The organism is Streptomyces sp. NBC_00096, from assembly GCF_045041305.1.
Lineage (GTDB): Bacteria > Actinomycetota > Actinomycetes > Streptomycetales > Streptomycetaceae > Streptomyces.
The window spans coordinates 4,776,503-4,800,845 of the sequence record NZ_CP108221.1; the positions used below are offsets into that span (position 1 = coordinate 4,776,503).

General features: G+C 73.5%; 28 protein-coding genes and 3 tRNA genes. 11 read left to right on the forward strand and 20 right to left on the reverse strand.

From position 1 onward, the window contains the following. Positions 1-86: 86 nt before the first annotated feature. On the reverse strand, positions 87-395 hold the full coding sequence (locus tag OG904_RS20980) for a YtxH domain-containing protein (protein ID WP_405493174.1): 309 nt from the start codon (positions 393-395) through the stop codon (positions 87-89). Between the two features lie 146 nt (positions 396-541). Here OG904_RS20980 and OG904_RS20985 point away from each other — a divergent pair. The 3 genes from OG904_RS20985 (at position 542) to OG904_RS20995 (ending at position 952) form a co-directional block, all read left to right on the forward strand. Then, positions 542-614, forward strand: a tRNA-Asn gene (locus OG904_RS20985). Between the two features lie 5 nt (positions 615-619). Then, a tRNA-Asn gene (locus OG904_RS20990) sits at positions 620-692 on the forward strand. A gap of 186 nt (positions 693-878) precedes the next feature. After that, positions 879-952: transfer RNA gene (locus OG904_RS20995), tRNA-Ile, on the forward strand. An 837-nt stretch (positions 953-1,789) separates the two neighbouring features. Here OG904_RS20995 and OG904_RS21000 read toward each other — a convergent pair. The 3 genes from OG904_RS21000 to OG904_RS21010 all read right to left on the reverse strand — a co-directional run bounded on the left by OG904_RS21000 (position 1,790) and on the right by OG904_RS21010 (position 3,782). Continuing rightward, the gene (locus tag OG904_RS21000; protein WP_405493176.1) at positions 1,790-2,593 is read right to left on the reverse strand and encodes a SigB/SigF/SigG family RNA polymerase sigma factor; all 804 of its coding nucleotides are present in this window, start codon (positions 2,591-2,593) and stop codon (positions 1,790-1,792) included. A gap of 185 nt (positions 2,594-2,778) precedes the next feature. Next, positions 2,779-3,189 carry a hypothetical protein gene (locus OG904_RS21005; protein ID WP_405493178.1) on the reverse strand — a complete coding sequence of 137 codons (411 nt, stop codon included), beginning with the start codon at positions 3,187-3,189 and terminating at the stop codon, positions 2,779-2,781. Next, positions 3,186-3,782, reverse strand: coding sequence for a hypothetical protein (locus OG904_RS21010; protein ID WP_405493180.1), 597 nt, complete (start codon positions 3,780-3,782; stop codon positions 3,186-3,188). Before OG904_RS21010 ends, OG904_RS21005 begins: the two co-directional genes overlap by 4 nt. Before the next feature lie 371 nt (positions 3,783-4,153). Between OG904_RS21010 and OG904_RS21015 the strand changes: the two genes are divergently transcribed. Further along, entirely contained in the window at positions 4,154-4,528 is a 375-nt protein-coding gene (locus tag OG904_RS21015) for a hypothetical protein (RefSeq protein ID WP_405493182.1), read from the forward strand. Positions 4,529-4,544: 16 nt separating this feature from the next. On the opposite strand, the gene OG904_RS21020 is transcribed toward OG904_RS21015, so the two are convergent. From OG904_RS21020 to OG904_RS21040, 5 genes are all read right to left on the reverse strand, one after another. Continuing rightward, a complete protein-coding gene (locus OG904_RS21020; protein WP_405493184.1) occupies positions 4,545-5,261 on the reverse strand; it encodes a GAF and ANTAR domain-containing protein in 717 nt (238 codons plus the stop codon). Positions 5,262-5,279: 18 nt separating this feature from the next. Continuing rightward, complete coding sequence (locus OG904_RS21025) at positions 5,280-6,098, reverse strand: GAF and ANTAR domain-containing protein (RefSeq protein WP_405493186.1); 819 nt, start codon at positions 6,096-6,098, stop codon at positions 5,280-5,282. Beyond that, positions 6,095-6,763 carry a hypothetical protein gene (locus tag OG904_RS21030; RefSeq protein WP_405493188.1) on the reverse strand — a complete coding sequence of 223 codons (669 nt, stop codon included), beginning with the start codon at positions 6,761-6,763 and terminating at the stop codon, positions 6,095-6,097. Before OG904_RS21030 ends, OG904_RS21025 begins: the two co-directional genes overlap by 4 nt. Then, a complete protein-coding gene (locus OG904_RS21035; protein ID WP_405493190.1) occupies positions 6,760-7,116 on the reverse strand; it encodes an STAS domain-containing protein in 357 nt (118 codons plus the stop codon). Before OG904_RS21035 ends, OG904_RS21030 begins: the two co-directional genes overlap by 4 nt. A gap of 453 nt (positions 7,117-7,569) precedes the next feature. Continuing rightward, on the reverse strand, positions 7,570-8,724 hold the full coding sequence (locus OG904_RS21040) for a glutamate--cysteine ligase (protein WP_405493192.1): 1,155 nt from the start codon (positions 8,722-8,724) through the stop codon (positions 7,570-7,572). A gap of 214 nt (positions 8,725-8,938) precedes the next feature. On the opposite strand from OG904_RS21040, the gene OG904_RS21045 reads away from it, so the two are divergent. Both OG904_RS21045 and OG904_RS21050 read left to right on the forward strand, forming a co-directional pair. Further along, positions 8,939-10,210, forward strand: a complete 1,272-nt coding sequence (locus OG904_RS21045; protein ID WP_405493194.1) for an MFS transporter — start codon at positions 8,939-8,941, stop codon at positions 10,208-10,210. Positions 10,211-10,240: 30 nt separating this feature from the next. Then, positions 10,241-10,384 (forward strand): hypothetical protein, encoded by a 144-nt coding sequence (locus OG904_RS21050; RefSeq protein ID WP_405493196.1) that lies wholly within the window; start codon positions 10,241-10,243, stop codon positions 10,382-10,384. Here OG904_RS21050 and OG904_RS21055 read toward each other — a convergent pair. The 6 genes from OG904_RS21055 to OG904_RS21080 all read right to left on the reverse strand — a co-directional run bounded on the left by OG904_RS21055 (position 10,381) and on the right by OG904_RS21080 (position 16,264). Further along, positions 10,381-11,754 carry a carboxyl transferase domain-containing protein gene (locus OG904_RS21055; RefSeq protein ID WP_405493198.1) on the reverse strand — a complete coding sequence of 458 codons (1,374 nt, stop codon included), beginning with the start codon at positions 11,752-11,754 and terminating at the stop codon, positions 10,381-10,383. The two genes, OG904_RS21050 and OG904_RS21055, sit on opposite strands and share 4 nt — an antisense overlap. 68 nt (positions 11,755-11,822) lie before the next feature. Next, complete coding sequence (locus OG904_RS21060) at positions 11,823-12,338, reverse strand: hypothetical protein (protein ID WP_405493200.1); 516 nt, start codon at positions 12,336-12,338, stop codon at positions 11,823-11,825. A 4-nt stretch (positions 12,339-12,342) separates the two neighbouring features. Then, positions 12,343-12,873, reverse strand: coding sequence for a hypothetical protein (locus tag OG904_RS21065; RefSeq protein WP_405493202.1), 531 nt, complete (start codon positions 12,871-12,873; stop codon positions 12,343-12,345). Between the two features lie 29 nt (positions 12,874-12,902). Then, on the reverse strand, positions 12,903-13,298 hold the full coding sequence (locus OG904_RS21070) for a hypothetical protein (RefSeq protein ID WP_405493204.1): 396 nt from the start codon (positions 13,296-13,298) through the stop codon (positions 12,903-12,905). A 348-nt stretch (positions 13,299-13,646) separates the two neighbouring features. After that, positions 13,647-15,230 carry a GAF domain-containing protein gene (locus tag OG904_RS21075; RefSeq protein ID WP_405493206.1) on the reverse strand — a complete coding sequence of 528 codons (1,584 nt, stop codon included), beginning with the start codon at positions 15,228-15,230 and terminating at the stop codon, positions 13,647-13,649. Then, positions 15,227-16,264, reverse strand: coding sequence for a rod shape-determining protein (locus OG904_RS21080; RefSeq protein ID WP_328298489.1), 1,038 nt, complete (start codon positions 16,262-16,264; stop codon positions 15,227-15,229). The genes OG904_RS21075 and OG904_RS21080 overlap by 4 nt, the downstream gene beginning before the upstream one ends. Positions 16,265-16,507: 243 nt before the next feature. On the opposite strand from OG904_RS21080, the gene OG904_RS21085 reads away from it, so the two are divergent. Then, entirely contained in the window at positions 16,508-17,260 is a 753-nt protein-coding gene (locus OG904_RS21085) for an esterase/lipase family protein (RefSeq protein WP_405493208.1), read from the forward strand. Here OG904_RS21085 and OG904_RS21090 read toward each other — a convergent pair whose 3' ends face one another. Continuing rightward, positions 17,261-17,857, reverse strand: coding sequence for a hypothetical protein (locus OG904_RS21090; protein ID WP_405493210.1), 597 nt, complete (start codon positions 17,855-17,857; stop codon positions 17,261-17,263). Between the two features lie 79 nt (positions 17,858-17,936). Here OG904_RS21090 and OG904_RS21095 point away from each other — a divergent pair, with 79 nt between their 5' ends. Next, positions 17,937-18,710 carry a hypothetical protein gene (locus OG904_RS21095; protein ID WP_405493212.1) on the forward strand — a complete coding sequence of 258 codons (774 nt, stop codon included), beginning with the start codon at positions 17,937-17,939 and terminating at the stop codon, positions 18,708-18,710. A gap of 84 nt (positions 18,711-18,794) precedes the next feature. Here OG904_RS21095 and OG904_RS21100 read toward each other — a convergent pair whose 3' ends face one another. Then, positions 18,795-19,217 (reverse strand): MarR family winged helix-turn-helix transcriptional regulator, encoded by a 423-nt coding sequence (locus OG904_RS21100; protein ID WP_405493214.1) that lies wholly within the window; start codon positions 19,215-19,217, stop codon positions 18,795-18,797. A gap of 98 nt (positions 19,218-19,315) precedes the next feature. On the opposite strand from OG904_RS21100, the gene OG904_RS21105 reads away from it, so the two are divergent. The 3 genes from OG904_RS21105 to OG904_RS21115 all read left to right on the forward strand — a co-directional run bounded on the left by OG904_RS21105 (position 19,316) and on the right by OG904_RS21115 (position 21,851). Continuing rightward, complete coding sequence (locus tag OG904_RS21105; RefSeq protein WP_405493216.1) at positions 19,316-20,335, forward strand: NADP-dependent oxidoreductase; 1,020 nt, start codon at positions 19,316-19,318, stop codon at positions 20,333-20,335. A 66-nt stretch (positions 20,336-20,401) separates the two neighbouring features. Continuing rightward, on the forward strand, positions 20,402-20,824 hold the full coding sequence (locus tag OG904_RS21110) for an organic hydroperoxide resistance protein (protein WP_405493218.1): 423 nt from the start codon (positions 20,402-20,404) through the stop codon (positions 20,822-20,824). A 172-nt stretch (positions 20,825-20,996) separates the two neighbouring features. After that, positions 20,997-21,851: an EI24 domain-containing protein gene (locus OG904_RS21115; protein ID WP_405493220.1), complete on the forward strand. Its 855-nt coding sequence runs from the start codon at positions 20,997-20,999 to the stop codon at positions 21,849-21,851. 42 nt (positions 21,852-21,893) lie between these two features. Here OG904_RS21115 and OG904_RS21120 read toward each other — a convergent pair whose 3' ends face one another. The 3 genes from OG904_RS21120 to OG904_RS21130 form a co-directional block, all read right to left on the reverse strand. Continuing rightward, positions 21,894-22,637, reverse strand: a complete 744-nt coding sequence (locus OG904_RS21120) for a class I SAM-dependent methyltransferase (RefSeq protein ID WP_405493222.1) — start codon at positions 22,635-22,637, stop codon at positions 21,894-21,896. 204 nt (positions 22,638-22,841) lie between these two features. Then, positions 22,842-23,729, reverse strand: a complete 888-nt coding sequence (locus OG904_RS21125) for a carbon-nitrogen hydrolase family protein (protein ID WP_405493224.1) — start codon at positions 23,727-23,729, stop codon at positions 22,842-22,844. Between the two features lie 13 nt (positions 23,730-23,742). Beyond that, the gene (locus OG904_RS21130; protein ID WP_405493226.1) at positions 23,743-24,321 is read right to left on the reverse strand and encodes a TetR/AcrR family transcriptional regulator; all 579 of its coding nucleotides are present in this window, start codon (positions 24,319-24,321) and stop codon (positions 23,743-23,745) included. Positions 24,322-24,343: the final 22 nt, after the last annotated feature.

The following is a 24,343-nucleotide window of genomic DNA, read 5'->3' on the forward strand; positions in this document are numbered from 1 at the left end:
ACCCGCCCGGGGCGACGGCGGAGCCCGGCCGGGACCCCGGCCGGGCCCGCCGGCCCGGCTGCCGTCAGGTGTGGTCCGGATACTGCTCAGGTGTTGCTGGTGCCCCAGTCGTCCTCGCCCGCGCCACCGCCGCCGACCCGGGCGCGCAGGCCCCGTACCCGCCCCGCAAGGGAATCGGGCACCGCGTCGCCCACCTTGCCGCTGACCGCGGCGAAGGCCTTCCCGGCGAATTCCCGCCCGCTCTGACCAGCGCTCTCGGCGGCGTTGCGCACCGCCGGGTTCTGCGCGAGCTCGCGCGCGGACTTCTTCAACTGTTCATACCGCTCGCGTCCGGCCCGGGTCCCGAGCACGTACCCGAGGGCCAGTCCGACCGCGAACGTGACCTTGTACCGCATGCCTGCCACCCTTCGTCGTGTGGTGCCCGGCCTGCTGTCGATACCGATTGGCGGAGCACCCCCCTGCTTGCGCTAATCTATGACTCGCAACGGGCGCTCGCCCCCTGGCCAAGGCCGGAGGTGGGCTGTTCGGTGCAACGCAGCAATCCCCTGTAGCTCAATTGGCAGAGCAGCCGACTGTTAATCGGCAGGTTACTGGTTCGAGTCCAGTCGGGGGAGCGCGGTCCCCTGTAGCTCAATTGGCAGAGCAGCCGACTGTTAATCGGCAGGTTACTGGTTCGAGTCCAGTCGGGGGAGCAAGAAGGAACGAGGGCCCCGGGTGGGTCCTCTTTCTTTTTTGCCCTCTGTTCGCAACCGGGCAGGGCTCGGCGCGGTCTCTCTGGGCAGGCGAAGCCGATCATGCGAGGCATCCGAGGCAGGAGATCGTATGAGCGGCTATGCTGCGGCAGACGGCGCGCACACATGTACGCGCCACGCCGTGAAGGGGCGGTAGCTCAGCCGGTTAGAGCAGCGGACTCATAATCCGTCGGCCGTGGGTTCGAGTCCCACCCGCCCCACTGCGAGCCGCAGGTGAAGAATCGTTCTCATCTGCGGCTTTGGCATGTCCGGGTGCTGTCGCGCCATCACCGGCGACGCTTGCCCCCGCCGCGGGTCGTGCCGCCACGCCCGCCGCAGCCGTCGGCGCGCGGCCGGTCCACGGCCGGTCCGCGGACACGGACGGTGCAGCGGGACCGCCGGTTTCACCGGCAACCGTGAGGCCGTCCGCCCCGCCGGCCGGCGTACGGCGGCGGCCTTACGTCAGGCACCCGGATCGCCGGCGGTCGCCGTCGCGGCGGCGACCAGGGAGGCGACCGGAACCCGGAGCTCCCCCGACGGCGGCGGTATCTCCTGCGAGGGGGTGCGCACGGGTCGGGTCGGCGGGGGACGCAGCCGTGATGGCCGGCCGGGCCCGGGCCGTCGCCCTCCTGCTCGGCCAGGGCGTCGCTCCCGGCCCGCCGCGGCGCGGGCCACCAACTGCGCCGTCTCGTCCGCGAGGGCCTGGGCCGACTGGAGGCGGCACGGCTGCCCGCCGCACTGCTCACCGAGGCCGTCCGGCACGCCGGAGAACTCTTCCGCGGCCAATGGGGCTTTCCAGCCGTCGAGCCGGCGCTCGGGGCCGGCTGGCGCACCGAACTGGACCGCTACGAGACCGCCAGGACGCGCGCCCGCGGACGCTACCTCCACCTGCTCGAAGCCGACCGGCCGCCCACGGCCGCCCAACTGGCCGCCCTGGTACGAACCGACGGCCTGCCGCTGTCGCTCCTTCTGTCCTGGTGCACGGCGAACGCCATCCCCGTGCCCACCCGGGCCCTGGCGGCGGAACTGTTCACTCCCGCGTGACGCCCGCACCCGAGTCAGGCGGCGTCCGACATCACCTGGTCGCGGAGGGTTTCGCAGATGCGGCGGATCAGGCGGGAGACGTGCATCTGGGACAGGCCCAGCTCCTCGCCGATGCAGCTCTGGTTCATATCGCGGAAGAACCTCAGGTAGAGGATCCGCCGGTCGCGTTCGGGCAGTGCGCGCAGCAGGGGGCGGAGCGCCTCCCGGTCGATGATCCGGTCGAAGCCGGGCTCCGCGCAGCCGAGGGTTTCGGCCAGCTGGTCCTCGCCCTCGTAGGGACCGCGCGCGCCCTCGATGGACAGGGTGGTGAAGCTGTGCAGAGCCGCCTGGCCCGTCCGTACCTCCTGCTCGGTCAGGCCGGTCGCCGCGGCGATCTCGGCCGTCGCGTGGCCATGGGGGTCGAGCGTGGGGCGTAGTTCCCGGTCGGCCGCACGCACTTGGATGCGCAGTTCCTGGACCCGCCGCGGCACGTGCACCGCCCACAGGTTGTCGCGGAAGTGCCGTTTCACCTCGCCGATGATCGTCGGGATGGCGAAGGCCTCGAAGGCGGAGCCGAAATCCGGGTCGAAGCGGGACACCGCCTTCACCAGGCCCAGTTGGGCGACCTGCCGGAGGTCCTCCAAGGGTTCCTTGCCGTTGCTGAACCGCCGGGCGAGCCGTGTGGCCATCGGCATCCAGGCGCACACCACCTCCTGGCGCAGCGCGGCCTTCTGCGGGCCGTCCGGAAGCGCTGAGATGAGGCGGAACAGGGCCGCGGTGTCCGGGGCGTCGTCGTGAGGGTACGTGCGTCGGATGCTGGGCATGGCTACGTGCGTCATGGGCACGCGTCTCCTCGGCTCGATGGTTCGGGGCGGGCCGGCCGTGGAAGGGCAAGGGGGCGGCGGCCACGGTTCCGGGCCGCGCGCTTCGTCCGCGCGGCGACGACGAGATGCCGGCGGGGCGGCTCATCGGGGAGGATGGGCCGTCCCCACCGGCGGTCAGGGGCCGATCGGAGCAGGGGTGCTCACATGCGCAGCAGCCTCAGGGTGATCTCCCGGTACTGGCGCAGGGCGAGGCGCAGGTCTTCGGTCTCGGCTCCGGATCCGAGGTTCCGGTGGGCGGAGTCGATGGCGCGACGGCGCTCCACGAGCGCGGCCGTCACGCGGGTGGTGGCGTCGGCGAAGGCGGTGTCGGCTTCGTCGACGGCTTCGCGCGGGCTCCGGACGAAGGTGCCGAGGGCGTGCTGGAGGCGCAGGGTCAGCCGGTCCCGGTCGCTCTGCGCGAGCAGCGACACGTAGGCCGGGATCTCCGTGCGGGCCTCGGACGGTCGCTCGGGGGGCAGGGGGCGGGGGCCCGGGCCGCCGCGCGGATCGTGCCGCCCGGGGAGCGGGACGGGGGGCGGGAGTTGCCGTGCGCGTTCCTGGTCGTACGTCATCGCGTGCCGCCTCCCCCGGCGTGGTGACGCTGCGGACGGTGCCGGCCCGAGTCGGCCGGATGCGGTGCGACCAGTGCGTCGAAGAGCTCGCCCGCCCCGGTCATGGCCCTGCGGAACTCCTCGGTGCTGCCCCGGCCGTGGGCGGCTCCGTGCAGGCCGCGGTAACCGTCTACGTGCTGCGCGTGGTGGACGGAGAGCGCGGCGAGCCGCTCCTCGAACGGCCCGTCGGCCGGGAAGCCCCGGTCCGAGGTCAACCGCGCCAGCAGCGCGTCGGCCTCGGCGACCGCATCCCGCGGGGAGTCGACGAACCGCTTCTGGATCCCGGCCCATTGGGCCGCGTACTGCTCCCGGGAAGCCGACGAGAGCGGCCGTGCCCTGACGGAGCCGTGCTGTTTCAGGCGTTCGCCGAGTTCCCGGTCCGTGGCCTTGGTGTCGCCTTCGTGGCGGATCACGAGGCGTTCGTACTCGGGGCCGAAGCGCCGTTTGAGACCGCGCCCGATCCGGTGGTGGCCGAGCGTGGCCAGGAGGACGGCCGTCACGGCGACGAGGACCGCGGCGACGAGAGCCGCGATGATCATCACGGACCTGGACACGGAGGCCCCCAGCTGTTCCCGGCTCGTAAGTCGTTGTGCTGCATACCCGTCGACTCTCCTCGTTCGATGGCGTGTTGGTGCCGGCAGGAGGAGAAGAATCCGGAAGGGCTCGGCCGGGACCTGCACAGCGGACACAGGGGGGGTGGTACCTGCGTTCCGCGGGGTCCGGGCGAAGCGGAGGGTTGAAGGCCTGGCTCCGGAACTGTCCGGGGCGCTACGGCCCAACGCCGTCCGTGTCAGTCAACGCCCGGGCGGTGGCGGCTGTCAATGGGGCCCGACGGCTGTCGCCGGGCCCCCGGCGGGGCTACGCTGCTGGATGAGGCCCCGGTCCCCGGCAGCGATGACCTGTTCCGCTGTGGAAGGGACCGCTCGTGTCCGTCGTGCTTCTCGTGCTCCTGGTGGCCCTGTTCCTCTTCGGCTACCTCAACCACCTGCTGTGGGTGGCCGCCGCGATCCTGCTCTTCGCCCTGGTGCACCGCGGACGTCGGGGCAGGGCGGGTCGTCAGGGCGACCATCCCGGAGATCACCGCGGCTACGACGATCACCGCCACGACGATCACCGCGGCTACGACGACCATCACGGCTACGAGGACTACGGCGACTACCGCGACCACCGGGACCAGCAGCACCGCTGGGACCGCCGCTACGCCAGGCAGCACCGCGGCCGCCGGAGCCGTGAGGACCGCCGGGACCGCGGCCGGGACCGCGACCGCGACCGGGGCGGTGACCGCGACCGGAGGCCGTGAGGAAACGGGCTGACGGTCAGGTGACCAGCCCGGCGAGCGGTTCGGTTCCGTCGACGAAGGCGCCGGCCAGGTCGGACAGCCGCCGGTTGTGCGCGCGGGCGTAGCTGCGCAGCGCGCTGAAGGCCTCCTCCATGCCGATGCCCTGGCGTTCGGCGAGCTTGCCCTTGGCCTGCTCGATCAGCACCCGGCTGTTCAACGCCGTCTGCAACTGCTCGTTGAGCACGATGCTCTCCTGGGAGGAGCGCTGTTGCAGGAGGCTGATGGTGGCCACGTCGGCCAGGGCCTGGGCGATGCGGGTGGCGGCCGGATCGAAGGGCCCCGGGAGGGTGCGGAACAGGTTCAGCGCTCCGACGACCTCGTCCCGCAGGCGCATCGGCAGGGCCTGGACCGCCGAGTACCCGCTGTGGCGGGCCTGCGCGGTGAAGCGCGGCCAGCGGGCGGATTCCGTGCTCAGGTCCGGGATGGTGACGGGTGCGCCGGTGTGGAAGCACTCCAGGCACGGGCCTTCGTCGTTCTGGAGCTGGAACAGTTCGAGCAGGCGCACCCGTTCGTCGGAGGCGGCCATCACGTGGAGTTCGCCGTTGCGGTCCGCGAGGAGCACGCCGGCGGCGCTCACGTCGAGAATGCCGACGCATCTGTCGGTCAGCATGCGAAGGAAGTCGATCAGGTCGAAGTCCGCGACCAAGTTGTCCGCCAGTTCGACGAATGCCTTGGCCAGGAGCTGCTCATTCATCGTGTACACCTTCGGTTGTCAGGCATCGTCGGGGGCGCTCCGGTCCTCTTGCTCGTCCTCGTCCTCGTCCTCGTCTGCGCCCGCGCCCGCATCGGCACCGGAACCGAGATCGGAACCGGCATCGGCGTACTCATCCTCATCCGGCCCGAACCGCAGCCGGCGGGCCACCAGGTCGGCCGACACGTCGGCGAGCCGCTGCTCGTGGGAGTAGGCGTAGGCGCGCAGGCGGACGAACGCCTCCTCGATGCGCACACCGAGCTGCACGGCGAGCATGCCGGTGGCCTGGTCGATCTCGGCCCGGTAGCCGCCGAGGTCCTCCGGCGACCCGTCGGCCCGGTTGATCCGGGCGCCGAGGAGCAGGAGCGTGGCGGTGTCGGCGAACACCATGGCATCGGCCAGTTCCCCCGGGTCCAGCTCGACCGGCACACCGGAATAGAGGCCAAGTACTCCGGGACTGATCGCACCGATCCGCAGGGGGAACGCGAACACCGCCACCGCACCGGCGGTGACGGCTTCCAGGGCGAACACGGGCCAGCGCAGCCGTTCCCCGGCGGCCCGCAGGTCGGGTGCCAGGACGGCAGACCCCAGGGCGAAGGCGTCCGGACAGGGGCCTTCGCCCAGCGTGAGCTGGAGTTCCTCGACCCGCTCGCTCAACGGGCCGGTGGAGTACAGCGGATGGCCGGGCGAGGCCTTGGACATGGCCGACACTCCCGCGCCGTCTATCGGGAGCGCGGCCACCGCGGCCGTGCACACGTCCGCCACGGCGATCCGTGCGCCGCGCCGGGCCGCGTGCTCGGCCACCAGTACCCGGATCCGGGCCGCCCGGCCGCCCGTCACAGCTCCGGCCGCCGGGTCCCGGCAGGGAACCCCGGGCCGGGCATGGTGGCCGGCGCCCTCCCGAGGGGCAGCACCAGCGCCCGGAGCAGCGCCGTGCCGGGCGGCCGGTGGACCTCGCCGACCTCCTGCCATCCCCAGGACCGGAAGGCCGCCAGGATCCTGACGTCCGACCTGGGGACCAGGGTGGCGCCGAGCGAGGCGCGATGGTCGTCCAGCAGCCGCTCCTGCAGCCGCCGGCCGAGCACCAGGCCCTGTTCGTGCGGGGCGACCACGACTGCGGTGATGGCGAAGACGTGCCCGGAGGCGGTGAGTTGTTCGATGTCCCGGGGAAGGGGCCCGAGCAGCCCCCTCCACCAGGAGCCGTCACGCCTCAGCGGGAAGCCGAAGACGCATCCCAGCAGGGTGGTCCGCTCCGCCACCAGCATGGCGAATCCGGGCCGCCGGACATCGCCCGTGAGGCGGTGCAGGAAGGCCTCCCGGCTGCTGTTGGCCGTACCCGCCGCCGGGTGGGAGGACTCGACGTACAGGTCCGCCACGTCTTCCTTGAGTCCCTCGGCCTGCCACCGGTTCAGCCGGCGCAGCCGGATCGCGGTCATGTCGTCCGGGCCGAAGGGCCCCCCGCGGAGACCTTCCTGCGCGCGCCCCAGGGGCGAGATGTCCGTCACAGCACACCGCCCAGGGCGGCGGGGACGGCGGGAGCGGGACGGTCACCGAGCAGGAATCCGGAACGGGTGATGTCGATCATCCGGACCAGTACGGGAGGCGGGTGGTGCAGGCGCAGGGTTCCTCCGGCCGCCGTGATGCGCCACCACGAGGAGAGGAGGATGCCCAGGCAGCTGCAGTCGCAGAAGGTGACGGCGGACAGGTCGATGTCGACGGTACGGACGCCGTCGGACAGGCATCGCGCGAGCGACTCGCGCAGCGAGTGGACGGTGGAAACGTCGAGTTCACCGGCCGGAGCGATCAGCATCCGGCGGCTCGGATCGTACGGGTGGGCGTTCGGATCGGGGACACGCATGATGGGGTGCCTCGGTTCGGGACCAGCCGGGCAGCACCCCTCGGCGCCGAATTCCCCGGCCCCTCCAGGCACGTCCCGGTACGGACGTACGCGCGCGGTGGGCGGAGGCCGGTCCGGCAGCCTGAATTCCAGGACGGGGGACGGGTCATGCCCTCGGATGCGCCGGGGCGGATGGACCGCAGTCCGTGCCGCGACGCGGAGATCTGTGGCAGACAACGCGCCGTCAGGGTCTGGAACGGGGACGTTCTGTCCGCAGCATAGCCCCGCACCCGCGCCCGCGGAGAGGCACAAGCAGGCCCTTTCTGGCTGGTTGCCGACCGGCGCGGGGCGCACTGACGTGCGCCCCCGCGCCGTGAGCCGCACGTACGCGAACGCGCGCACCTGCGGTCCCGGCCCAGGCTCCGGCGCATCCGGGCGGTGCGGCCCCGGCAAGATCCGGAAGGGGCGGACGGGCTAGCAGGCCTCCGTCTCGTCGGCCAGGTGGCGCAGGACGTCCGTCAGGTCACCGCGGCGGGCGAAGGCCGTGCGCTGGCGGTGGGCGCCCGAGCCGTCGCGCAACAGGCCCGCCAGGGTCTTCGCCGCGTGGTCGAGGTCCCCGGAGGCGGCCAGTTCGGGGGCCACCAGATCGAGCAGGGCCTCCGCCAGGTCAGCAGCCGGGAGCTCGATGCCCGTGTACGGGTCCAGGCCGAAGCCCTCCAGGCCGTCGTGGGCCGCCCGCCAGCGCGCGAGGCGCAGTACGTCGTCCCGTACGGGCGGGTCGGGACGCTGCTCGGCGATCTCGCGCAGGGCCGTCGCGACCAGGGCACGGGCCAGTTCTGCCTGGAGGATGGCCGAGTCGATGTCGGGGGACATGTCTGGAGCCCGGAATTCGAGCGTCGGCCAGTTCCCCGACGGGCGCAGGTCCCAGTAGACCATCTTGGTGTCGAGGGCCGCCCCCGAGCCGAGCAGGGTCTGTACCGAGCGCCGGAAGTGGGCAGTGGAGGTGAAGTGCGGGGGCGGGCCCGCCGAGGGCCAGCCCGCCCAGGCCATCGCCCGCCAGCTGGCGTGGCCGGTGTCGCGGCCTCCCCAGAACGGCGAGTTGGCGGCCAGCGCGATCAGCGTGGGCAGCCAGGGTCTGACCCGGTTGGACACCGAGACCGCCGTGTCCACGTCGAGGGTGCCGATGTGGATGTGCCGGCCGCAGCTGACGAGGGTGTCGGTGAGCGCGCCGAAGCGCCGGTGCTGCTCGCGCTGGCGCGGCTCGTCGTCGGTCAGGTGGAGCGGGCCCTCCACGGCGAGCACCGGCGAGGGCGCGGCCAGCAGCCGGCAGCCGTGGGCGCGGGCCGCCCGCGCCAGGGTGCGCCGCAGCGCGGCGAGCTCCCTGCGCAGGATGACGGCCGAGTCGGCGACCGGGGTGGAGATCTCCACCTGGTAACGCGTGCCCTCGGCGTGCAGTTCCTGGGGGAGCCCGGCGGCGGTGGAGAGGACGAGCGGGGCGGCCGGGACCACCCGCAGGGTGCGGGCGTCGACCAGGAGGAACTCCTCCTCGACTCCCACGGTGAGCGGGTGGACCGGATCGGTCACGCCCGGTTGAGCGGTGCTCGTGGTGCTGGTGCCAGGTTCGATCACTACGCCTCCCTGGACATACGAGTCTTTTCATCATGAGCTGAACTCCAGGCGAGGAGCGCACGTCTATTCGGTCAAATGTCCGGTGATGGTGGCGGGTTAGCGGCAAGGAACATCCGGCCGCGGGGCCCCCGTTCCGAGTGGGGCGACTGTTGCGCGTGCGTGAAGCCGGGGCCGGATCCGCCGGGCCCGGACCGGCGGCTGGTTATCATCCGTTGTGACTCGTACGACCGCTCCAGCACCGTCCACCCGCCCCAAGAACCGCATATTCGCCGACCTCACCCCGCTGAAAACCTCCCCCGACTACCGGCGGCTGTGGGTCGGCGGCACCATCTCCTGGCTGGGCCAGGCGATGACCGCCCTCGCGATCTCGCTCCAGGTCTACGAGATCACCGGCTCCAGCTTCTCCGTCGGACTGGTCGGACTCTTCTCGCTGGTCCCGCTCGTCGCCTTCGGCCTCTACGGCGGAGCCGTCGCCGACACGATCGACCGCCGCAAGCTCGGCCTCTTCAGCTCGCTCGGCCTGACCGGCCTGTCGATCGCCCTGGCCGGCGCCGCGCTCCTGGACTACCACCGGGTCTGGCTGCTGTACGCGGTCGTCGCGCTCCAGTCCCTGTGCGGGGCGCTCAACGGGCCGGCCCGCTCCGCGATGATCCCCCGGCTGCTGCCCGTCGAGCAGCTGCCCGCCGCCAACGCGCTGAACTCCGTGACGATGACCTTCGGCATGACCGTCGGCCCGATGCTGGGCGGGGTCATCGTCGGCTGGTGGGGCTACCAGGCCGCCTACCTGATCGACGTCGTCACCTTCGGCGCCGCCCTCTACGCGATGTGGCGGCTGCCGTCGATGCGGCCGGACCGGGAGGAGGGCCGCAAGGGGCGGGCCTCCGTACTCGACGGCCTGCGCTTCCTCGGGACCCGGCCCAACATCCGGATGACCTTCTTCTCCGACCTGGCCGCCATGGTGCTGGCCCAGCCGAGGGCGCTGTTCCCGGCCATCGCCGTGCTCTGGTACGGCGGCGACGCCAGGACGGTCGGCCTGCTCGTGGCCGCCCCCGCCGTCGGGTCGCTCCTCGGCGGGCTGTTCTCCGGCTGGCAGGGGCGGATCCGCCGGCACGGGGTGGCGATCCTGCTCTCCGTCGCCGCGTGGGGGCTGGCCATCGCCGTGTTCGGGCTGACCCGCAACCTCTGGCTCGGGCTGTTCTTCCTGGCCCTGGCCGGGTGCGCCGACACCGTCTCGATGGTGTTCCGCACCACCATGCTCCAGGCCGCGACCCCCGACGACATGCGCGGCCGCCTCCAGGGCGTCTTCATCGTGGTCGTCGCCGGCGGGCCCCGGCTCGGGGACTTCCTCGCCGGGACCGCCGCCGATCTCACCTCCCCGGCCGTCGCGATCACGGGAGGCGGGCTCGGCTGCGTCCTGGTGCTGGCGCTGCTGGCCGCCCGCTGGCGCGGCTTCGCCCGCTACGACGCGCGGTCGCCGCAGGCCTGAGACGGGGGCGGGGCGGGGGCGGATGCGGGGGTGGGGGCCGGTTCGCCCGATCCGGCCTGCTCGTCACCGCCGGCGGTGCTGCCGCTGGTCGGCGACGACAACGGGCCGGCGCAGCAGACCACCCGGCTCTACCGGGTGGACGTGAAGCTGCCTGCGCGCAGCCGGGAGCGCTAGGCCGTCTCCGGGTCCTCTGAGCCCTCCGTGGGCTTCGGGGAGACGATGCCGCGGGCCACGCCCAGGGCGACCAGGTCCTGGGGGCGGATGCGCAGTTGGTCCGCCGTCGCCGGGGCGGACTCCGGGGGGCGCTTGAGGATGGCCGCCGCCAGTTCGGGGGCGATCACCGAGAAGTAGCTGTCCGGGGTGACCCAGGTGTTGCCCGGCGCGGCCAGGGCGAGGGCGCCGCCCGAGCCGCCCTCGCCGATGAGGAGGGTGGTGACGGGGACCGTGGCCGTGGCGAGCGCCGCGAAGGCGTCGGCGATGGCCGGGCCCGCGCCCGCGTGTTCGGCGGCGGCGTCGTTGGCCGCGCCGGGGGTGTCAACCAGGGTGAGCACCGGGATGCCGAGCCGGTCCGCGAGCCGGACGACCCTGGCCGCGGTGCGGTACCCCGCCGGGCGGGTGGCGGTGCCGCACTGGGCGGCGTACGCCACGGCCCGGCCCTGCCGGAGTCCGAAACCGCACAGCATCCCGGGGTCCGTGCCGCCCGCGCGGTCGCCCGACAGGGGCAGGCGGAGCTCGAAGTACGCGTCCAGGTACCGCCCCGCGCGCGGCCGGGCGGGATCCCGGGCCAGGCGGACGGCGTCCCAGCCGGTGGCCGGCGGCGCCACTGCGGCCAGCGCGGCGGGAGGTGCCACCGGCCCGGGGGAGCGGGGCGCGGCGAACAGGCGTAGCCAGGCCGCCAGGGTCGGGGGCAGCTCCGCGGCGGGGACGACGGCGTCCACGTGCCCGGCGGCGTACTGCCCCTCGGCGGTGTAGGCCGCCGGGTCCGCGTCCGCCGGCCGCACCCGGGACCCGGCGAAGCCGACCTGCGCCCCCGGCAGCGCGAGGATCACGTCGGCCCCCGCACCGAGGGTGGCCCAGCCGCCGCCGGTGGTGGGGTCGCGCAGCACGGCGATCTGCGGGAGGCCCGTGGCGCGGGTGAGGACGCACTGGCGGGCCACGCGCTGGAGCTGGGTCAGCGCGAGCATCCCCTCCTGCATGCGGGAGCCGCCGGTGGCGATGAGGGAGACCAGGGGGAGGCGGTGGGTGCGGGCGTGGGTGTGGGCGGCCTCCAGGAGGTCCCCGGTGCGGTGGCCCAGGGACCCGCCGAGGTAGCCGAACTCGAAGGCGATCACGGTGGCGGGGTGGCCGCCGATGCGGGCGGTGCCGGTGACGACGGACTCGTCCTCGGCGGTCCGCTGCGCGGCGCGGGCGCGGGAGTCGTCGTAGCCGGCCCAGCCGAGGGGGCCGTCGGGGGCGGAGTCCCCTGGCGGGGAGGGGAGTTCGGTGAAGCTGCCGGGGTCGGTGGCGGAGGCGATGGCCGCGCGGGCCGAGAGGCGGGTCGTCACGCGGTCACCCTAGTGCTAGGCCCCTCGAGGTTCACCGGGGTGGCGCCGCCCGGCACGGCGCCTCGCCGTCAGAGCTTGCCGAAGGCCACTCCGCGCCAGGTCCATCCGGCACCGAGGACCGCGTCCCGCAGGGGATCCTTCATGTCCGCGGGATCGAAGCGGAAGGTCTCCGTCTTCTCCAGCTTGCCGTCGTCCCCCCGCCCGATCTCCCAGCGACGCGAGACCGCGGTCACCTGCCCGCGGGAGTACTCGCGCGACGCCGCCAGACTGGGGGTGCCGCCGACCCAGGTGATCTCCCACTGCTCGTCGACCGTACGCACCTCGTGGTTCCCGGGGGCCAGGCGCATCCGGGTCTTGAGCGTCCGGTCCAGCTGGGTCCTGGCGAAGAAGGTGAGCCAGGCCGGCTCCAGGATCCGCCACTCGGCCACCAGGTCGGCGCCCTCCGCCGAGGTGGCGGCGCGCACCAGGTACGGCACGTCCGGCCCGTTGAGCGCGAGCAGCGCCTCCCGGACCTCTTGTGCGGAACGCGGTGCGACACCGCTGTCGGGGCGCTTGGTGCCGGTCAGTTCGTCGAAGAGGCCCATCGGGTCAACCTGTCTTCCGCGGCGGTGTGACGGACCGCAACGCCGTCCCGGCGGTGTCCGGGCGGACCGTGCGCAGGAAGTCCTGGAAGTCGCCCAGGACTCGGTCGTGCTGGTCCGCGGTGGCGGTCAGGACCAGCTGGATCACCGCGCGCTGGTGCCGGTCGGCGAGGTCCAGGACCGCCAGGTAGACGTGGGACTGGACGAGGTCGCGGGGCGTCCCGTCGATGACGGCCGAGAAGGTCAGCCGCTGCGCCAGGCCGGGTGCGTCCGCGGTGCCGATCTCGCGGCGTCCGGCCACCACCACGGACCCGGCGGCCTCGCGAAGCCGCTCCACCGACTCGTCGGCCATGTCGTCCAGTGTCGCCGCGTCCGGCCGGAAGTCCCCGGCGACGGTGATGTTGGCGGTGAATCCCGCGTCCGGTTCGGGGCGCAGGGCGACGAAGGCCACGCCGGCGGCGGCGGTCTCGTCCAGGGGCGCGGGGCGCCAGCCCTCCGGGAGGCTGAACTCGATCGGGACCGGCAGCGTCGTGGGCACCTCGGGCCTTCCTGCCAGGGGGTCGTACATCAGTCGAACCAGCCGCCGACGGTGTCCGTGACGGAGCCGGCGAAGTCGCCGACCGCGTCGGCCGCGTCGCCGGCGGCATCCACCGCCTTGTCCGGACCGACGGTGAACGCGAGCCCCACGGCGCCACCGACGCCGGGGGAGAGGCCCACCTTGCCGCCGATGTGGAATTTGCCGTCGTCTTCCTTGCCGAAGGTCAGTTCGGCCTCCGCACCCGGACCGTACCAGCCCTCCGCCGTCGAGCCGACGCCGATCCCGCAGACCTCCGCGCCTCCGGGGCCGGAGCCCTCCGCCCCGGTGAACCCCTTCGCGTTGAGGGTGACCCCGTCCTTGCCCGCACGGGCACCGAGCTGGCCCTCGGCGCCGGCGAATCCCTCGGCCCGCCCGTAGGCGCCCACGTGCCCGTAGGTCGGTCTCGGGATGGGCGTTGAACCCGTTGAGCGTCTCGTCGCCCTTGCCCAGGAGGTCGCGGTTCCTGTCGACGACGGCGGAGGCGAGGGCGGTCCTGACGCCTTCGTCGAGCACGGCGAAGGCCTTCACCCAGTCGTCGATGTGCGCCTGCCACTGGCTGACCGCGCTGCTGATGGAGGCCTGGCCGTCGGGGTCCCGAGAGGCGGCCCATCAGGGTCTTCACCTGCTGGTCCCACTCCCGGCCGAATCCAACTGACACGTGTGCGCCCCCGATGGAATCGGGGTCGATCATGTGTACGCGGACGGTCCGGTGGCCAAGTGCCCGCGCGTTTCCGCTACAGGGGCGATTCCCACGTGAGGGTCGTGCCCCGAGTCCCCGTGTCGGTGCGGCCGTCGTCGGAGACGGTGAGGCGGACCCGGGTGGGGACCGCGTCGACCTCGACCTCGATGGAGGTGACCTCCGAGCGGCGGTGCGCCGCGGCCAGGGCGCCGCGCAGGGCGGCGAGGAGGTCGGCCGCGACCGGCTCCGAGAGGAGGGCGTCCACCGTGCCCGCGAAGTGCACCGACGGCTGGAAGCCCAGCAGGACCGCCGCTCCGCCGGTCTCCCGCAGGACCCGGCCGCGGAAGGTCGTCGGGGCGTCAGTCGGCGGTTGCTGGAGGGCGAAGATGGCCGTGCGGACCTCCTGGATGGTCGAGTCGAGCTCGTCCACCGCCCGGCTCAGCTCCTCGCCCACCGTGTCGCCGGACGGGGCGTTCGAGGAGCGGCGCCGGGTGCTCTCCAGCATCATCTCCGTCGCGAACAGCCGCTGGACGACGAGGTCGTGGAGGTCGCGGGCGATGCGGTCGCGGTCCTCGTAGACGGCCAGCTGCTCGCGGTCGTGCTGGGCGTCCGCCAGTACGAGGGCCAGCGCGGCCTGGGAGGCGAACTGGGAGGCCAGCAGCCGGTCCACCGCGTCGTACGCGGGGCCGCCGCGGGCGCGCGGCAGGGCGAGCGTGCCGATCAGCTGGCCGCCGCTCTGCAGGGGCAGCATCATGCTGGGGCCGAAGCGTTCGCGCACGTGCGTGGTCATCCGGGGGTCCGTCGCCGAGTCCTCTATGAAGACCGGTTCGCCGCCCAGGAGCTGCTTCAGGACCGCCGAGCCCGGCGCGATGGCCGTGCCGACCAGGTCCCCGGGGTCCCCCTGCGTGGAGGCGGCCACGATCTCCATGCCGCCCTCCGGGGTCGGCTGGAGGACGACCCCGGCCGCCGCGTCGGCCAGGAGCCGCGCCCGTTCCGCCACGCACATCAGCGCGTCGGCCGCCGGCCGGCCCGCCAGCAGGGTCGTGGTCACGGCGGCGGCGCCCTCGATCCAGCGCTCCCGGCGGCGCGCGGTCTCGTACAGCCGGGCGTTGCCGATCGCTATCCCCGCCTGCGAGGCCAGTACGCGCAGCAGCGCCAGGTCCTCGTCGGTGAAGGCGCGGCCGCTCCGTTTGTCGGCGAGGTAGAGGTTGCCGAAGACCTCCGTGTGGACCCGGATGGGAACGCCGAGGAATCCGCGCATCGGGGGGTGTCCGGGCGGGAAGCCGGCCGATCGGGGGTCCTGGGTGAGGTCGTCGAGCATCAGCGGGCGCGGGTCGGCGATGAGGGCGCCGAGCAGGCCGGCGCGGCCGTCCGGCAGCCGGCCGATCGCGGCGCCCTCGGCCTCGGTCATGCCGGAGGAGAACAGTCCGGTCAGCCGGACGCGCTCGGGGTCGACGACCCCGAGCGCTCCGTACCGGGCTCCGCACAGCTCGGTCGCCGAGTCCACGATGTGCTGGAGGGTGGTCCGCAGTTCGAGTTCGGAACCGACGTTGAGGACCGCCTCCAGGAGGACGGGCAGACTGGCGACCTGCCGGGCGATGTCCTCCCCGTCCCCGGGAGGCGGTCCGGTGTGCGTCATCCGGCCAGCGGGTTCAGAACCATGGGGGAGATCTTCCCTTCGAGCATCATGCCGAGGCCCAGCACCGCGCAGATGTCGGGGCGCTCCGCGATGGCCACGGGCATCCCGGTGGCGTCGCGGAGCATCTGGTCCAGGCCCGGCAGCAGGGCGCTGCCACCCACCATCATGATCCCCCGGTCCGTCAGGTCCGCCACCAGGTCCGGCGGGCAGTCGCGCAGCACCTTGCCGATGCCGTCGAGCACGGCGGTCAGCGGGGTGTGGATGGCGTCGCGGACGGCGGCGGTGTCCACGTGGACGGAGCGGGCGAGTCCGGTGGCCACGTCGCGGCCGTGGATGAGGGTGGAGGCGGGGCCCTCGGCGGTGATGCCGTTGCCGTGCAGGGCCAGTTGGAGCGGGCGGACGGCCTGGCTGGGGAGCATCAGCTCGTGCGCGTGGCGCAGGTGCTGGACGATCGCGTGGTCGATGGCCTCGCCGCCGACGGGGATCCGCTGGGCAGTGACGATCGAGCCGAGGGACAGGACGGCGACCTGGGTGGCGGCGGCCCCGCACACCATGATCATCGTCGCGGTCGGCTGCTCCACGGGCAGTCCGCAGCCGACGGCCGCCGCGATCAGGGTGTCGACGAGTTCGACGCGCCGGGCGCCGAGCCCGACGAGGGTTTCCACGGCCGCCCGCTGGGCGAGCGGGTCGGCGTCGTGCGGGGTGCAGGCGGCGGCCCGCAGCCGGGGCTTGCGGCGCAGGGCGCGCCGCAGCTTCTCGCCGAGGAGGTGGCGCAGCATGCGCTGGGCCATCTCGATGTCCACGACGGTGCCGCCGGAGACGGGGCGCACGACCCGGATGTAGTCGGGCGTACGGCCGGTCATCCGCTCGGCGAAGGTGCCGACGGCGATGAGTGCACCGGTCCGCGTGTTCACGGCGGCGACGCTGGGCTCGTCCACGACCAGGCCGGCGCCCTTGACGTAGACGCGGGTCCTGGCCGCTCCGAGGTCGACGGCGACGTGGCAGCGGCGCAACTGCTCAAGACTGACGGTCACGGCAGATCCTCCCGAGAGCGCTGACGCAAGAAGACCGGCCGGGCGCCGGTCACACTTCGTATCTTCTCGGGTGAATTACCCGTATTACCCGATTTGATACTCCGGGTGGGGGGTCTCTTGGGGTACGGGAGGGGTGCGAGGGGCGCCGGTGAGTGCTGCACGGGGGTGGAATTCTGCGACGCGAGGCGCGACCATGCCCGCACCGATCCAGCTACTCGTGCGTAACAAGGTAAAGGAGTCTCGATGCTGACGGTCCGCCAGCGACTGCTCGCGCTTCTGACGCTCTGCCTGGCGCTCCTCGCGGTGCCCGGCCTCCCGGCCCGGGCCGCCGGACAGGCCGCCGGACAGGCCGCCGGGCGGACCACTGGACACGCCGCCGCGCCCGCCGCCGGGCAGGCCGCCGCGCACGATCCGGTGGTCTTCGTGCACGGCTACAACGCCGACCCCGGCGTCTGGGGCTCCCTGCGCGAGGACCTGCGCGCCGACGGTTACGCCGACTCCGAGCTCTTCTCCTTCGGCTACGACACCCACCAGTCGGTCAACGAGGTGCTCGCCGGACGGCTCGCCGCCTACGTGGACGAGGTGCGCCGGCAGACCGGCGCCGCCCGCGTGGACCTCGTCGCCCACTCCTTCGGCTCGCTCCTCACCCGCTGGTACGTGAAGTTCGGCGGCGGCGGCGCGTACACCGACCACTGGGTCTCCCTGGCCGGCCCCAACCGCGGCACCTCCACCGCCTGGGCCTGCGCCCTGTGGGACCAGGCCTGCCGCGACATGACCCCCGGGTCCTACGTCGTGAAGAACCTGAACTCCGGCGACGAGACCCCCGGCGCGGTGAAGTACGCGACCTTCTGGTCCAACTGCGACGAGGTCATCAACCCCGACGACAGCGTCCCGCTCACCGGGGCGCTGAACACCCCCGTCGGCTGCCTCAAGCACAACGACCTGCTCGGGGACGACCCCACCTCGGCGGGCGTACGGGCCTTCCTGCGCTCCTGATCAGCCCCGGTCCGGCCGTACGGAGACCTCCTGGAGCAGGCCGTAGGTGAACTCCGCCAGGTAGCCCCGCCCCGACGCGGTGAACCCCAGGCGCCACCGCGTCGGGGCGGTGCCCTCCATCGGGCGGACGGGGGCGAAGGCCCGGGCCACCTCGTCGACCGTCGCCGACCAGGGCCGCAGGTCCTGCGGCGACTCCAGTACGGGTCCGGGCGCGCCCGGGGCCCGGACCAGCCACTCGTTCCAGACGGCCCCGTCCGGCGCGGCGAGCACCTCGAAGAGCAGGTCGGGCCAGAGCGGTACGGGCCACAGCAGGGCCTCGCAGCCCAGATCGCCGATCGCGCGGGCTTCGACGGCCCGCGGGGGGCCGAGCACCGAGCGGTAGCGGGCCAGGGCGCCCCGGGAGCGCGGGGACCGGACCATGGCCTGCCAGCGCTTGTTCGCCTCCCGCTGCCGCGCGAGCGAGGCGCCGAGCCGGTGGCGGGCCTCCTCCGCGAGCCCAGGCTGGAAGTCCGCCATCCGGCGCAGCAGCACCAGCTGGAAGTCGGCCGGGCCGAAGGGCGCCGGGGCCGGGTCCGGGCTCTGGGGTGTCCCTGTCATGGACTCCACGATTCCACACAGGATCCTCACGATCCCGGTATCCGGACGTTGCGCGCGAACGCGTAGCCTGCGGGGCGCCATGGACTACTGCATAGCCTGCCGCAGGTACCTCAACGGCGCGCTGGCGTGCGCCGGCTGCGGGACCCCGGTCGAGTACCTGATGCCCGCCGCGCCCGCCCGCCCGGCCGCCGCCTCCGGCGCCGCTCCGGCCCCCGGGGGTGATCCGGCCGCGCTCGCCGACGTGTACGCCGACTCCCTCGTCGTGCTGTCCGGCGGGCAGGAACCCGGGCGGGGCCGCGCCGCCGGCCGCCGGCGCGCCGGACACCGGCGCCGCCGCCGGACCGCGCTCACCGCGGGGCTCGGGCTGCTGCTCGCCGCCGGGGTCTCCCTCGGGCTGGCCCGGATCGCGGCCGACGGGGAGCGCACCGACCGGGCGGCCACGGTGGCGCTGACCGACGATCAGGGTCCCGAGGAGCCGGCTCCGCTGCCGGGCCTGACGGGGGCTCCGGCCGCGCCCTCGGCACTGCCGTCGGGGAAGGGCTCGGCCTCCGGCTCGGCGAAGGCCGCCACCGGGGCGGCGAAGACGGGCGGGACCGGCCGCAGCTCCGGGGCGACCGGTACGGCCGGGGTCCCGCCGTCGGCCTCCGCACCGGGGGCGCCGGGGCCGGTGCGGACCACCGCCGGGGCGGGTGGAGGCGTACAGCCCACGCGGTCGGCTCCGGCCACGGCGGGTCCCACCGGCAGCGCGACCCCCACCGGGGCGCCGACCTCGAAGGGGCCGAAGCCGAAGCCGAGCCCGAAGCCCAGTCCCACACCGACGCCGGACTGCCCGTGGTGGAACATCTTCTGCTGAGGCTCCGGGGGAGGGTCCGGGTCAGGCTCCGGGGGAGGTTTCGGGGGACGTTGCGGGGGCGAGCCCGGCCGGCGGCCCGGGGGCTCAGCCCAGCATCCGCCTGAGCAGGTCCCGCAGGACCGCCCGCTCCGCCGTGGAGAGCCCGGCCAGCGGTTCCCGGGCGAAGTCCAGGGACTCGCGCAGCCGGTCCGCGGTCTGCAGGCCGTCCTCGGTGGGCGCGGCCAGCTTCACCCGGCGGTCGGCCGGGTCGGGGCGGCGCTCGACCAGACCGCGGGTCTCCAGGCGGTCCACGATGCCGGTGATGTTCGACGGCTCGCACCGCAGCTTCTGCGCGATCTTGCGCATCGGCATCGGTTCCAGGGAGAGCAGGTTCAGCACGCGGGCCTGGGCGCCGGTGAGCTGGTGGCTGGAGGCCGCGTGCTCGTACTCCTGGTGGTAGCGGGCCACGACGTCGCCGATGAGCTCGACGACCTCGAGGGTCAGGGGGTCTGCGCGACGACTGGGCATGGATCCAGCGTACCCATTTACTTGACAACATGAAATATCCAGGCGCATGGTTGTTTCACGTTGTGAAGCATTTCCTCCCCTCATCCCAGGAGCGCCACATGTCCCAGATCCCCGCCGTCAGCCGCGAGTGGCACCTCGTCCGCCGCCCGCAGGGCTGGCCCGTAGCCGAGGACTTCGCCCTGCGCGAGGTACCGGTGGCCGCCCCGGCCCCCGGCCGGATCCTGGTGCGCAACCTCCACATGTCCGTGGACCCCTACATGCGCGGCCGGATGAACGACGTGAAGTCCTACGTCCCGCCCTTCCAGCTGGACAAGCCCATGGACGGCGGCGCGGTCGGCGAGGTCGTGGCCTCCGCTGACGAGCGCTTCGCGGTCGGCGATCACGTGCTGCACGGCCTGGGCTGGCGCGAGTACGCCGACGTGGACGCCAAGCACGCCACCAAGGTGGACGCCTCGCTGGCCCCCCTCTCCGCCTACCTCGGCGTCCTCGGCATGCCGGGCCTGACCGCCTACGCCGGGCTCTTCGAGGTCGCCTCCTTCAAGGAGGGCGACTCCGTCTTCGTCTCCGGCGCGGCCGGGGCCGTCGGCGGCCTCGTCGGCCAGTTCGCGAAGATCAAGGGCGCCTCCCGGGTGATCGGCTCCGCCGGTTCGGACGAGAAGGTGACGCTCCTCACGGAGAAGTACGGCTTCGACGCCGCCTTCAACTACAAGAACGGCCCCGTCGCCGGACAGCTGAAGGAGGCCGCGCCCGAGGGCATCGACGTCTACTTCGACAACGTCGGCGGGGACCACCTGGAGGCCGCCATCTCCTCCCTGAACGTGCACGGCCGCGCCACCCTGTGCGGGGCCATCGCCCAGTACAACGCCACCGAGCCCACGCCCGGTCCGAGCAACCTCGCGCTCGTCATCGGCAAGCGGCTGCGCCTGCAGGGCGTGCTCGTCGGCGACCACGCGGGACTCCAGCCGCAGTTCGTCCAGGACGTGGCCGGCTGGCTGGCCTCCGGGCAGCTCGTCGCCGACGAAACGGTCTTCGAGGGCGTGGAGAACGCGGCCGCCGCGTTCCTCGGAATGCTCCGCGGTGAGAACACCGGAAAGATGATCGTTTCTTTCACCGGTTAGGCTCACACCACACCGCCGCGACGCGTGGGCGCGAGTCGCGGCGATTCACCAGGAGGATTTCCTTACATGTCCATCCAGCAGTCCGACGTCGCGTACACCGCTGTTGCCACCGCCGAGAACGGCCGTGACGGTCGCGTCGCCACCAACGACGGCAAGCTCGACGTCGTCGTGAACCCGCCGAAGGAGCTCGGCGGCAGCGGCGAGGGCACCAACCCCGAGCAGCTGTTCGCCGCCGGCTACAGCGCCTGCTTCCAGGGTGCGCTCGGCGTCGTCGCCCGCAACGAGAACGCCGACATCACCGGCTCCACGGTCACCGCCGAGGTCGGCATCGGCAAGAACGACGACGGCTTCGGCATCATCGTCAAGATCTCGGCCTCCATCCCGAACGTGGACGCGGCCACCGCCAAGGACCTCATCGAGAAGGCCCACCAGGTCTGCCCGTACTCCAAGGCGACCCGCGGCAACATCACGGTCGAGCTCGCGGTCTGATCTCCTGACCTGCTGATCCCGGACTCCGCTCCGGTTCTTCCGTCGAAGGCCGCACCCAGGCACCGGGGTGCGGCCTTCGTCGTTCCGGCCGTGCCCGCTGTCCCCGCTGTCCTGGCCGTTTCGGCCGTCCCCGCCGTCCGCGGACTGTGCGGCGCCCGCCTAAACTGGCCCCATGCGTGATCTTGCGGGGGGATTCGGCTATCTGCTGGCCGGACAGCGGTGGGTGCTGCGGCACGGACGGTGGCTGGGCTTCGGCCTGCTGCCGGGACTCGTCTCGCTGGTGCTGTACGCCGGCGCGCTCATCGGGCTCGGCTACGGCGCCGACGACCTGACCGCCTGGGCCACCCCCTTCGCCGACGGCTGGTCCTCCCCCTGGCTCGGGCTCTTCCGCGGGTTCCTGACCGCCCTGGTCTTCTGCCTGGGCCTCTTCCTCGCGGTGATCACCTTCACCGCCGTGACCCTGCTCGTGGGCCAGCCGTTCTACGAGTCCCTCTCGGAGCAGGTCGACCGCACCGAGGGCGGTGAGGTCCCGGAGTCCGGGCTCACGCTCTGGCAGGAGCTGTGGATCTCCGCCCGGGACAGCCTGAAGATCCTCGGCCGGGTGCTGCTCTTCGGGATCCTGCTCTTCGGCCTCGGCTTCGTCCCGGTGCTCGGGCAGACCGTGGTCCCGGTCCTCGGGTTCTGCGTCTCCGGCTTCTTCCTGACCCAGGAGCTGGTCTCCGTCGCCCTGATGCGCCGCCGGGTGGAGCTCCCCGGGCAGCTGGCGCTGCTGCGCTCGCGCCGGGCGCTGGCGCTCGGCTTCGGCGTGCCGCTGGTGCTGGCCTTCCTCGTACCGCTCGTCGCCGTGTTCCTGATGCCGGGCGCGGTGGCCGGGGCCACGCTGATGGCCCGCGACCTGGTGGAGGGGGACGGCGAGCGGGACGCCGACCGGGAGCGGGGCCAGGAGCGGGGCCAGGGCCAGGGCCAGGGCCAGGGCCAAGGTCTGGAGTCAGCGCCTCAGCAGGGCCTGGAGTCGGCGCCTCAGTAGGGTGCCGCTCGGCGGCGGCCCCGTCCGACGGCCCGACGGGCGTCACTCCGGGCGGCGGAACAGCGCCGTCCAGAGGAACGCCTCGCCGAAGGAGCCGGAGGCGGCGGGCTCGTCGTTCATCCGGCGCAGCTCGACCTCGGTGAGGCCGGCGAAGACCCACCGCAGCGCCTCCGGGGTGTAGGCGAGGCCGCCTTCGAGGCGGGCCCGGCCGTAGAACTCCGCGTCGGGCAGTTCGGAGCCCATCGCGCCCGAGGCGAAGCAGGTGAGGGCGAAGCTGCCGCCGGGCCCCAGGAGCCGCTCCAGCAGGGCCAGGTAGCTGACCCGGCGGTGCGGCGGCAGGTGGTGGAAGCAGCCCGAGTCGTAGATCAGGTCGTACGGGCCCACGAGCCCGGCGCCGGCCGCGCCGAAGGCGTCCCCGTGGTGGAAGCGGACCCGCGCCCCCGCGGGCCCCGCCGCGGCCGCCCGCTCCGCGGCCCAGGCCAGGGCGGTCGGGGAGAGGTCGACGGCGTCCACCTCGAAGCCCCGCGAGGCGAGGTGCAGGGCGTTGCGTCCGGGGCCGCAGCCCAGGTCCAGGGCGCGGCCGCCCCCGGGGACGAGGCCGCGGTCCAGGCAGGAGACCAGGTTCTCGTCGGGCTTCGCCGCGAAGAACGGCACCGGCCGGTCGCGGTCCGCGTAGAAGCCGTCCCACCAGGAGGAGCCGCCGGTCGTCCAGCGGTCGGCCTCCGGTGCGAAGAGGCCGTCCATGAGGGCGAGTACGTCGTCGACACTGCGTATGTTCCGGTCCATCAGAACCCCTTTCCCGTGTCCCCGATTTTATCGGCGGAGACAGGAAAAGCCCAGGTCAGGCTGGGCGTTGGGGGTGGCCGGCGGGCCCTGGGGAGGCCTGTGGGGGGCCGGTCGGCGCCGCCCCGCACGGGCGCGGGCGGCAGGCGGCCAGGCCCCCCGCGCAGGCCCGCCGCGGGGCCTTTCAGGGGCGCGCCGGGCCTTGTTTCACGGCGAGTTCCGGAGCCGCGCCGGCAAGGCCCCGGCCGTCGCCCGCGGTTCACCGGCGGGGGCCGCAGCCGGGACCTCCGCCGGGACCTCCGCCGGGATCTCCGCCGGGACCTCCGCCGGGACCTCCGCCGGGATCTCCGCCGGGATCTCCGCCGGGACCTCCGCCTGGATCCCCGCCGGGATCTCCGCCACGGCGAGCGATGCCGTGCGGCCGTCGGCCTCGGCCAGCGGTGTCCCGTCCGGCGCCCATACGGCCGCACCCCCGCAACCCGTCCACGGCCCGGCGGGTCCCACGTGGTTGGCGAGGGCCACGTACATCCCGTGGTCCCGGGCGATCCCGGGGTGAACGGCCGCCCGCTCGGCGATCCCGTCGCCCGTCCCGTAGAGCGAGCTCGCCAGGTGGACCCGGCAGCCGGCCGCCGCGCCCGCGCCGGGCACGTCCGCGAAGTGGTTGTCGTAGCAGATCCCCAGGGAGAAGCGGATCCCGCCGAGTTCGAAGCGGCCGGGGACCCCGCCCGCCGCGAAGAGGTCCTGCTCGTGCCGGAACAGGTGCTGCTTGGCGTACGTCGTCACGTGCGCGCCGTCCGCGTCGTGGACCAGGGTCGCGATGACGGGCCGGGGGCCGTCCACCCGCAGCGCGACGTTGACGGCGGTGGCGATCCCGGCCGAGCGGACGGGGTCCAGCCGCGGGTCCCCGGGGCCGGTCAGCCACAGTCCGGGGTCGGCGGCGAGCGCGGACAGCTCGTAGCCGGTCAGCGTGAGCTCGGGGAAGAGCACCAGATCGGCGCCCTCCGCCCGGGCCCGGACGGCGAGGGCGGCCGCCCGGGCGGCGTTCGCGGACACGTCGGCGGGGGCGCAGCTCAGCTGCGCGGCGGCGATCTTCACGGATCCCAGGATGTCAGGCCGGCGGGGGCCCCTGGAGCAGGGTCAGGAAGGAGCGGAAGGCGCCGGGCATGTCCACCGACTCCGGGGCGAGCAGCCACTGGTACTGCAGCCCGTCCATCACCGCCGCCAGCAGCGGGGCCACCTGCTCGGGGGTGAGGCCCGAGGGGAGGCGCTCGCCGAACTCGGCGCGCAGGACCGCCGTCATCTCCCCGCGCACCTGCGCGTACCGCTCGGTGAAGAACTCCCGCGCGGGGTGGCCGTCGGTGACGCTCTCGCCGAGGAGCGCCGAGAAGGTCTGCACGATGCCGGGGCGCATGGCGTTGTAGTCCACCAGGGAGGCCAGCAGGTCCAGGCGCCAGGTCCCGGCCGAGGAGCGCGCGCCGCCGCCGGTGTCCCAGCGGTCGCGCTCCTCCAGGACGGCGACGAGCAGCGCTTCCTTGGTCGGGAAGTAGTGCAGCAGTCCCTGCTGGGTCAGGCCCACCCGTTCGGCCACCGCGCCCAGCGAGGCGCCGCGGTAGCCGCGTTCCGCGATGACCTCGAGGGCCGCGCGCACGATGTCCCCGCGCCGCTCCTCGCTCCTCGACCTGGCCATCGCCCCGGTGCCCCTTCCGTTC

What these genes read in the sequence shown, in the direction of transcription:
- OG904_RS20980 (WP_405493174.1), bottom strand. Translation starts at nt 395, where the DNA reads ATGCGGTACAAGGTCACGTTCGCGGTCGGACTGGCCCTCGGGTACGTG.
- OG904_RS21090 (WP_405493210.1), bottom strand. Translation starts at nt 17,857, where the DNA reads ATGACAGGGACACCCCAGAGCCCGGACCCGGCCCCGGCGCCCTTCGGC.
- OG904_RS21060 (WP_405493200.1), bottom strand. Translation starts at nt 12,338, where the DNA reads ATGGGCCTCTTCGACGAACTGACCGGCACCAAGCGCCCCGACAGCGGT.
- OG904_RS21005 (WP_405493178.1), bottom strand. Translation starts at nt 3,189, where the DNA reads ATGACGTACGACCAGGAACGCGCACGGCAACTCCCGCCCCCCGTCCCG.
- OG904_RS21000 (WP_405493176.1), bottom strand. Translation starts at nt 2,593, where the DNA reads ATGACGCACGTAGCCATGCCCAGCATCCGACGCACGTACCCTCACGAC.
- OG904_RS21105 (WP_405493216.1), top strand. Translation starts at nt 19,316, where the DNA reads ATGTCCCAGATCCCCGCCGTCAGCCGCGAGTGGCACCTCGTCCGCCGC.
- OG904_RS21020 (WP_405493184.1), bottom strand. Translation starts at nt 5,261, where the DNA reads ATGAATGAGCAGCTCCTGGCCAAGGCATTCGTCGAACTGGCGGACAAC.
- OG904_RS21110 (WP_405493218.1), top strand. Translation starts at nt 20,402, where the DNA reads ATGTCCATCCAGCAGTCCGACGTCGCGTACACCGCTGTTGCCACCGCC.
- OG904_RS21095 (WP_405493212.1), top strand. Translation starts at nt 17,937, where the DNA reads ATGGACTACTGCATAGCCTGCCGCAGGTACCTCAACGGCGCGCTGGCG.
- OG904_RS21035 (WP_405493190.1), bottom strand. Translation starts at nt 7,116, where the DNA reads ATGCGTGTCCCCGATCCGAACGCCCACCCGTACGATCCGAGCCGCCGG.
- OG904_RS21130 (WP_405493226.1), bottom strand. Translation starts at nt 24,321, where the DNA reads ATGGCCAGGTCGAGGAGCGAGGAGCGGCGCGGGGACATCGTGCGCGCG.
- OG904_RS21085 (WP_405493208.1), top strand. Translation starts at nt 16,508, where the DNA reads ATGCTGACGGTCCGCCAGCGACTGCTCGCGCTTCTGACGCTCTGCCTG.
- OG904_RS21100 (WP_405493214.1), bottom strand. Translation starts at nt 19,217, where the DNA reads ATGCCCAGTCGTCGCGCAGACCCCCTGACCCTCGAGGTCGTCGAGCTC.
- OG904_RS21075 (WP_405493206.1), bottom strand. Translation starts at nt 15,230, where the DNA reads ATGACGCACACCGGACCGCCTCCCGGGGACGGGGAGGACATCGCCCGG.
- OG904_RS21120 (WP_405493222.1), bottom strand. Translation starts at nt 22,637, where the DNA reads ATGGACCGGAACATACGCAGTGTCGACGACGTACTCGCCCTCATGGAC.
- OG904_RS21115 (WP_405493220.1), top strand. Translation starts at nt 20,997, where the DNA reads ATGCGTGATCTTGCGGGGGGATTCGGCTATCTGCTGGCCGGACAGCGG.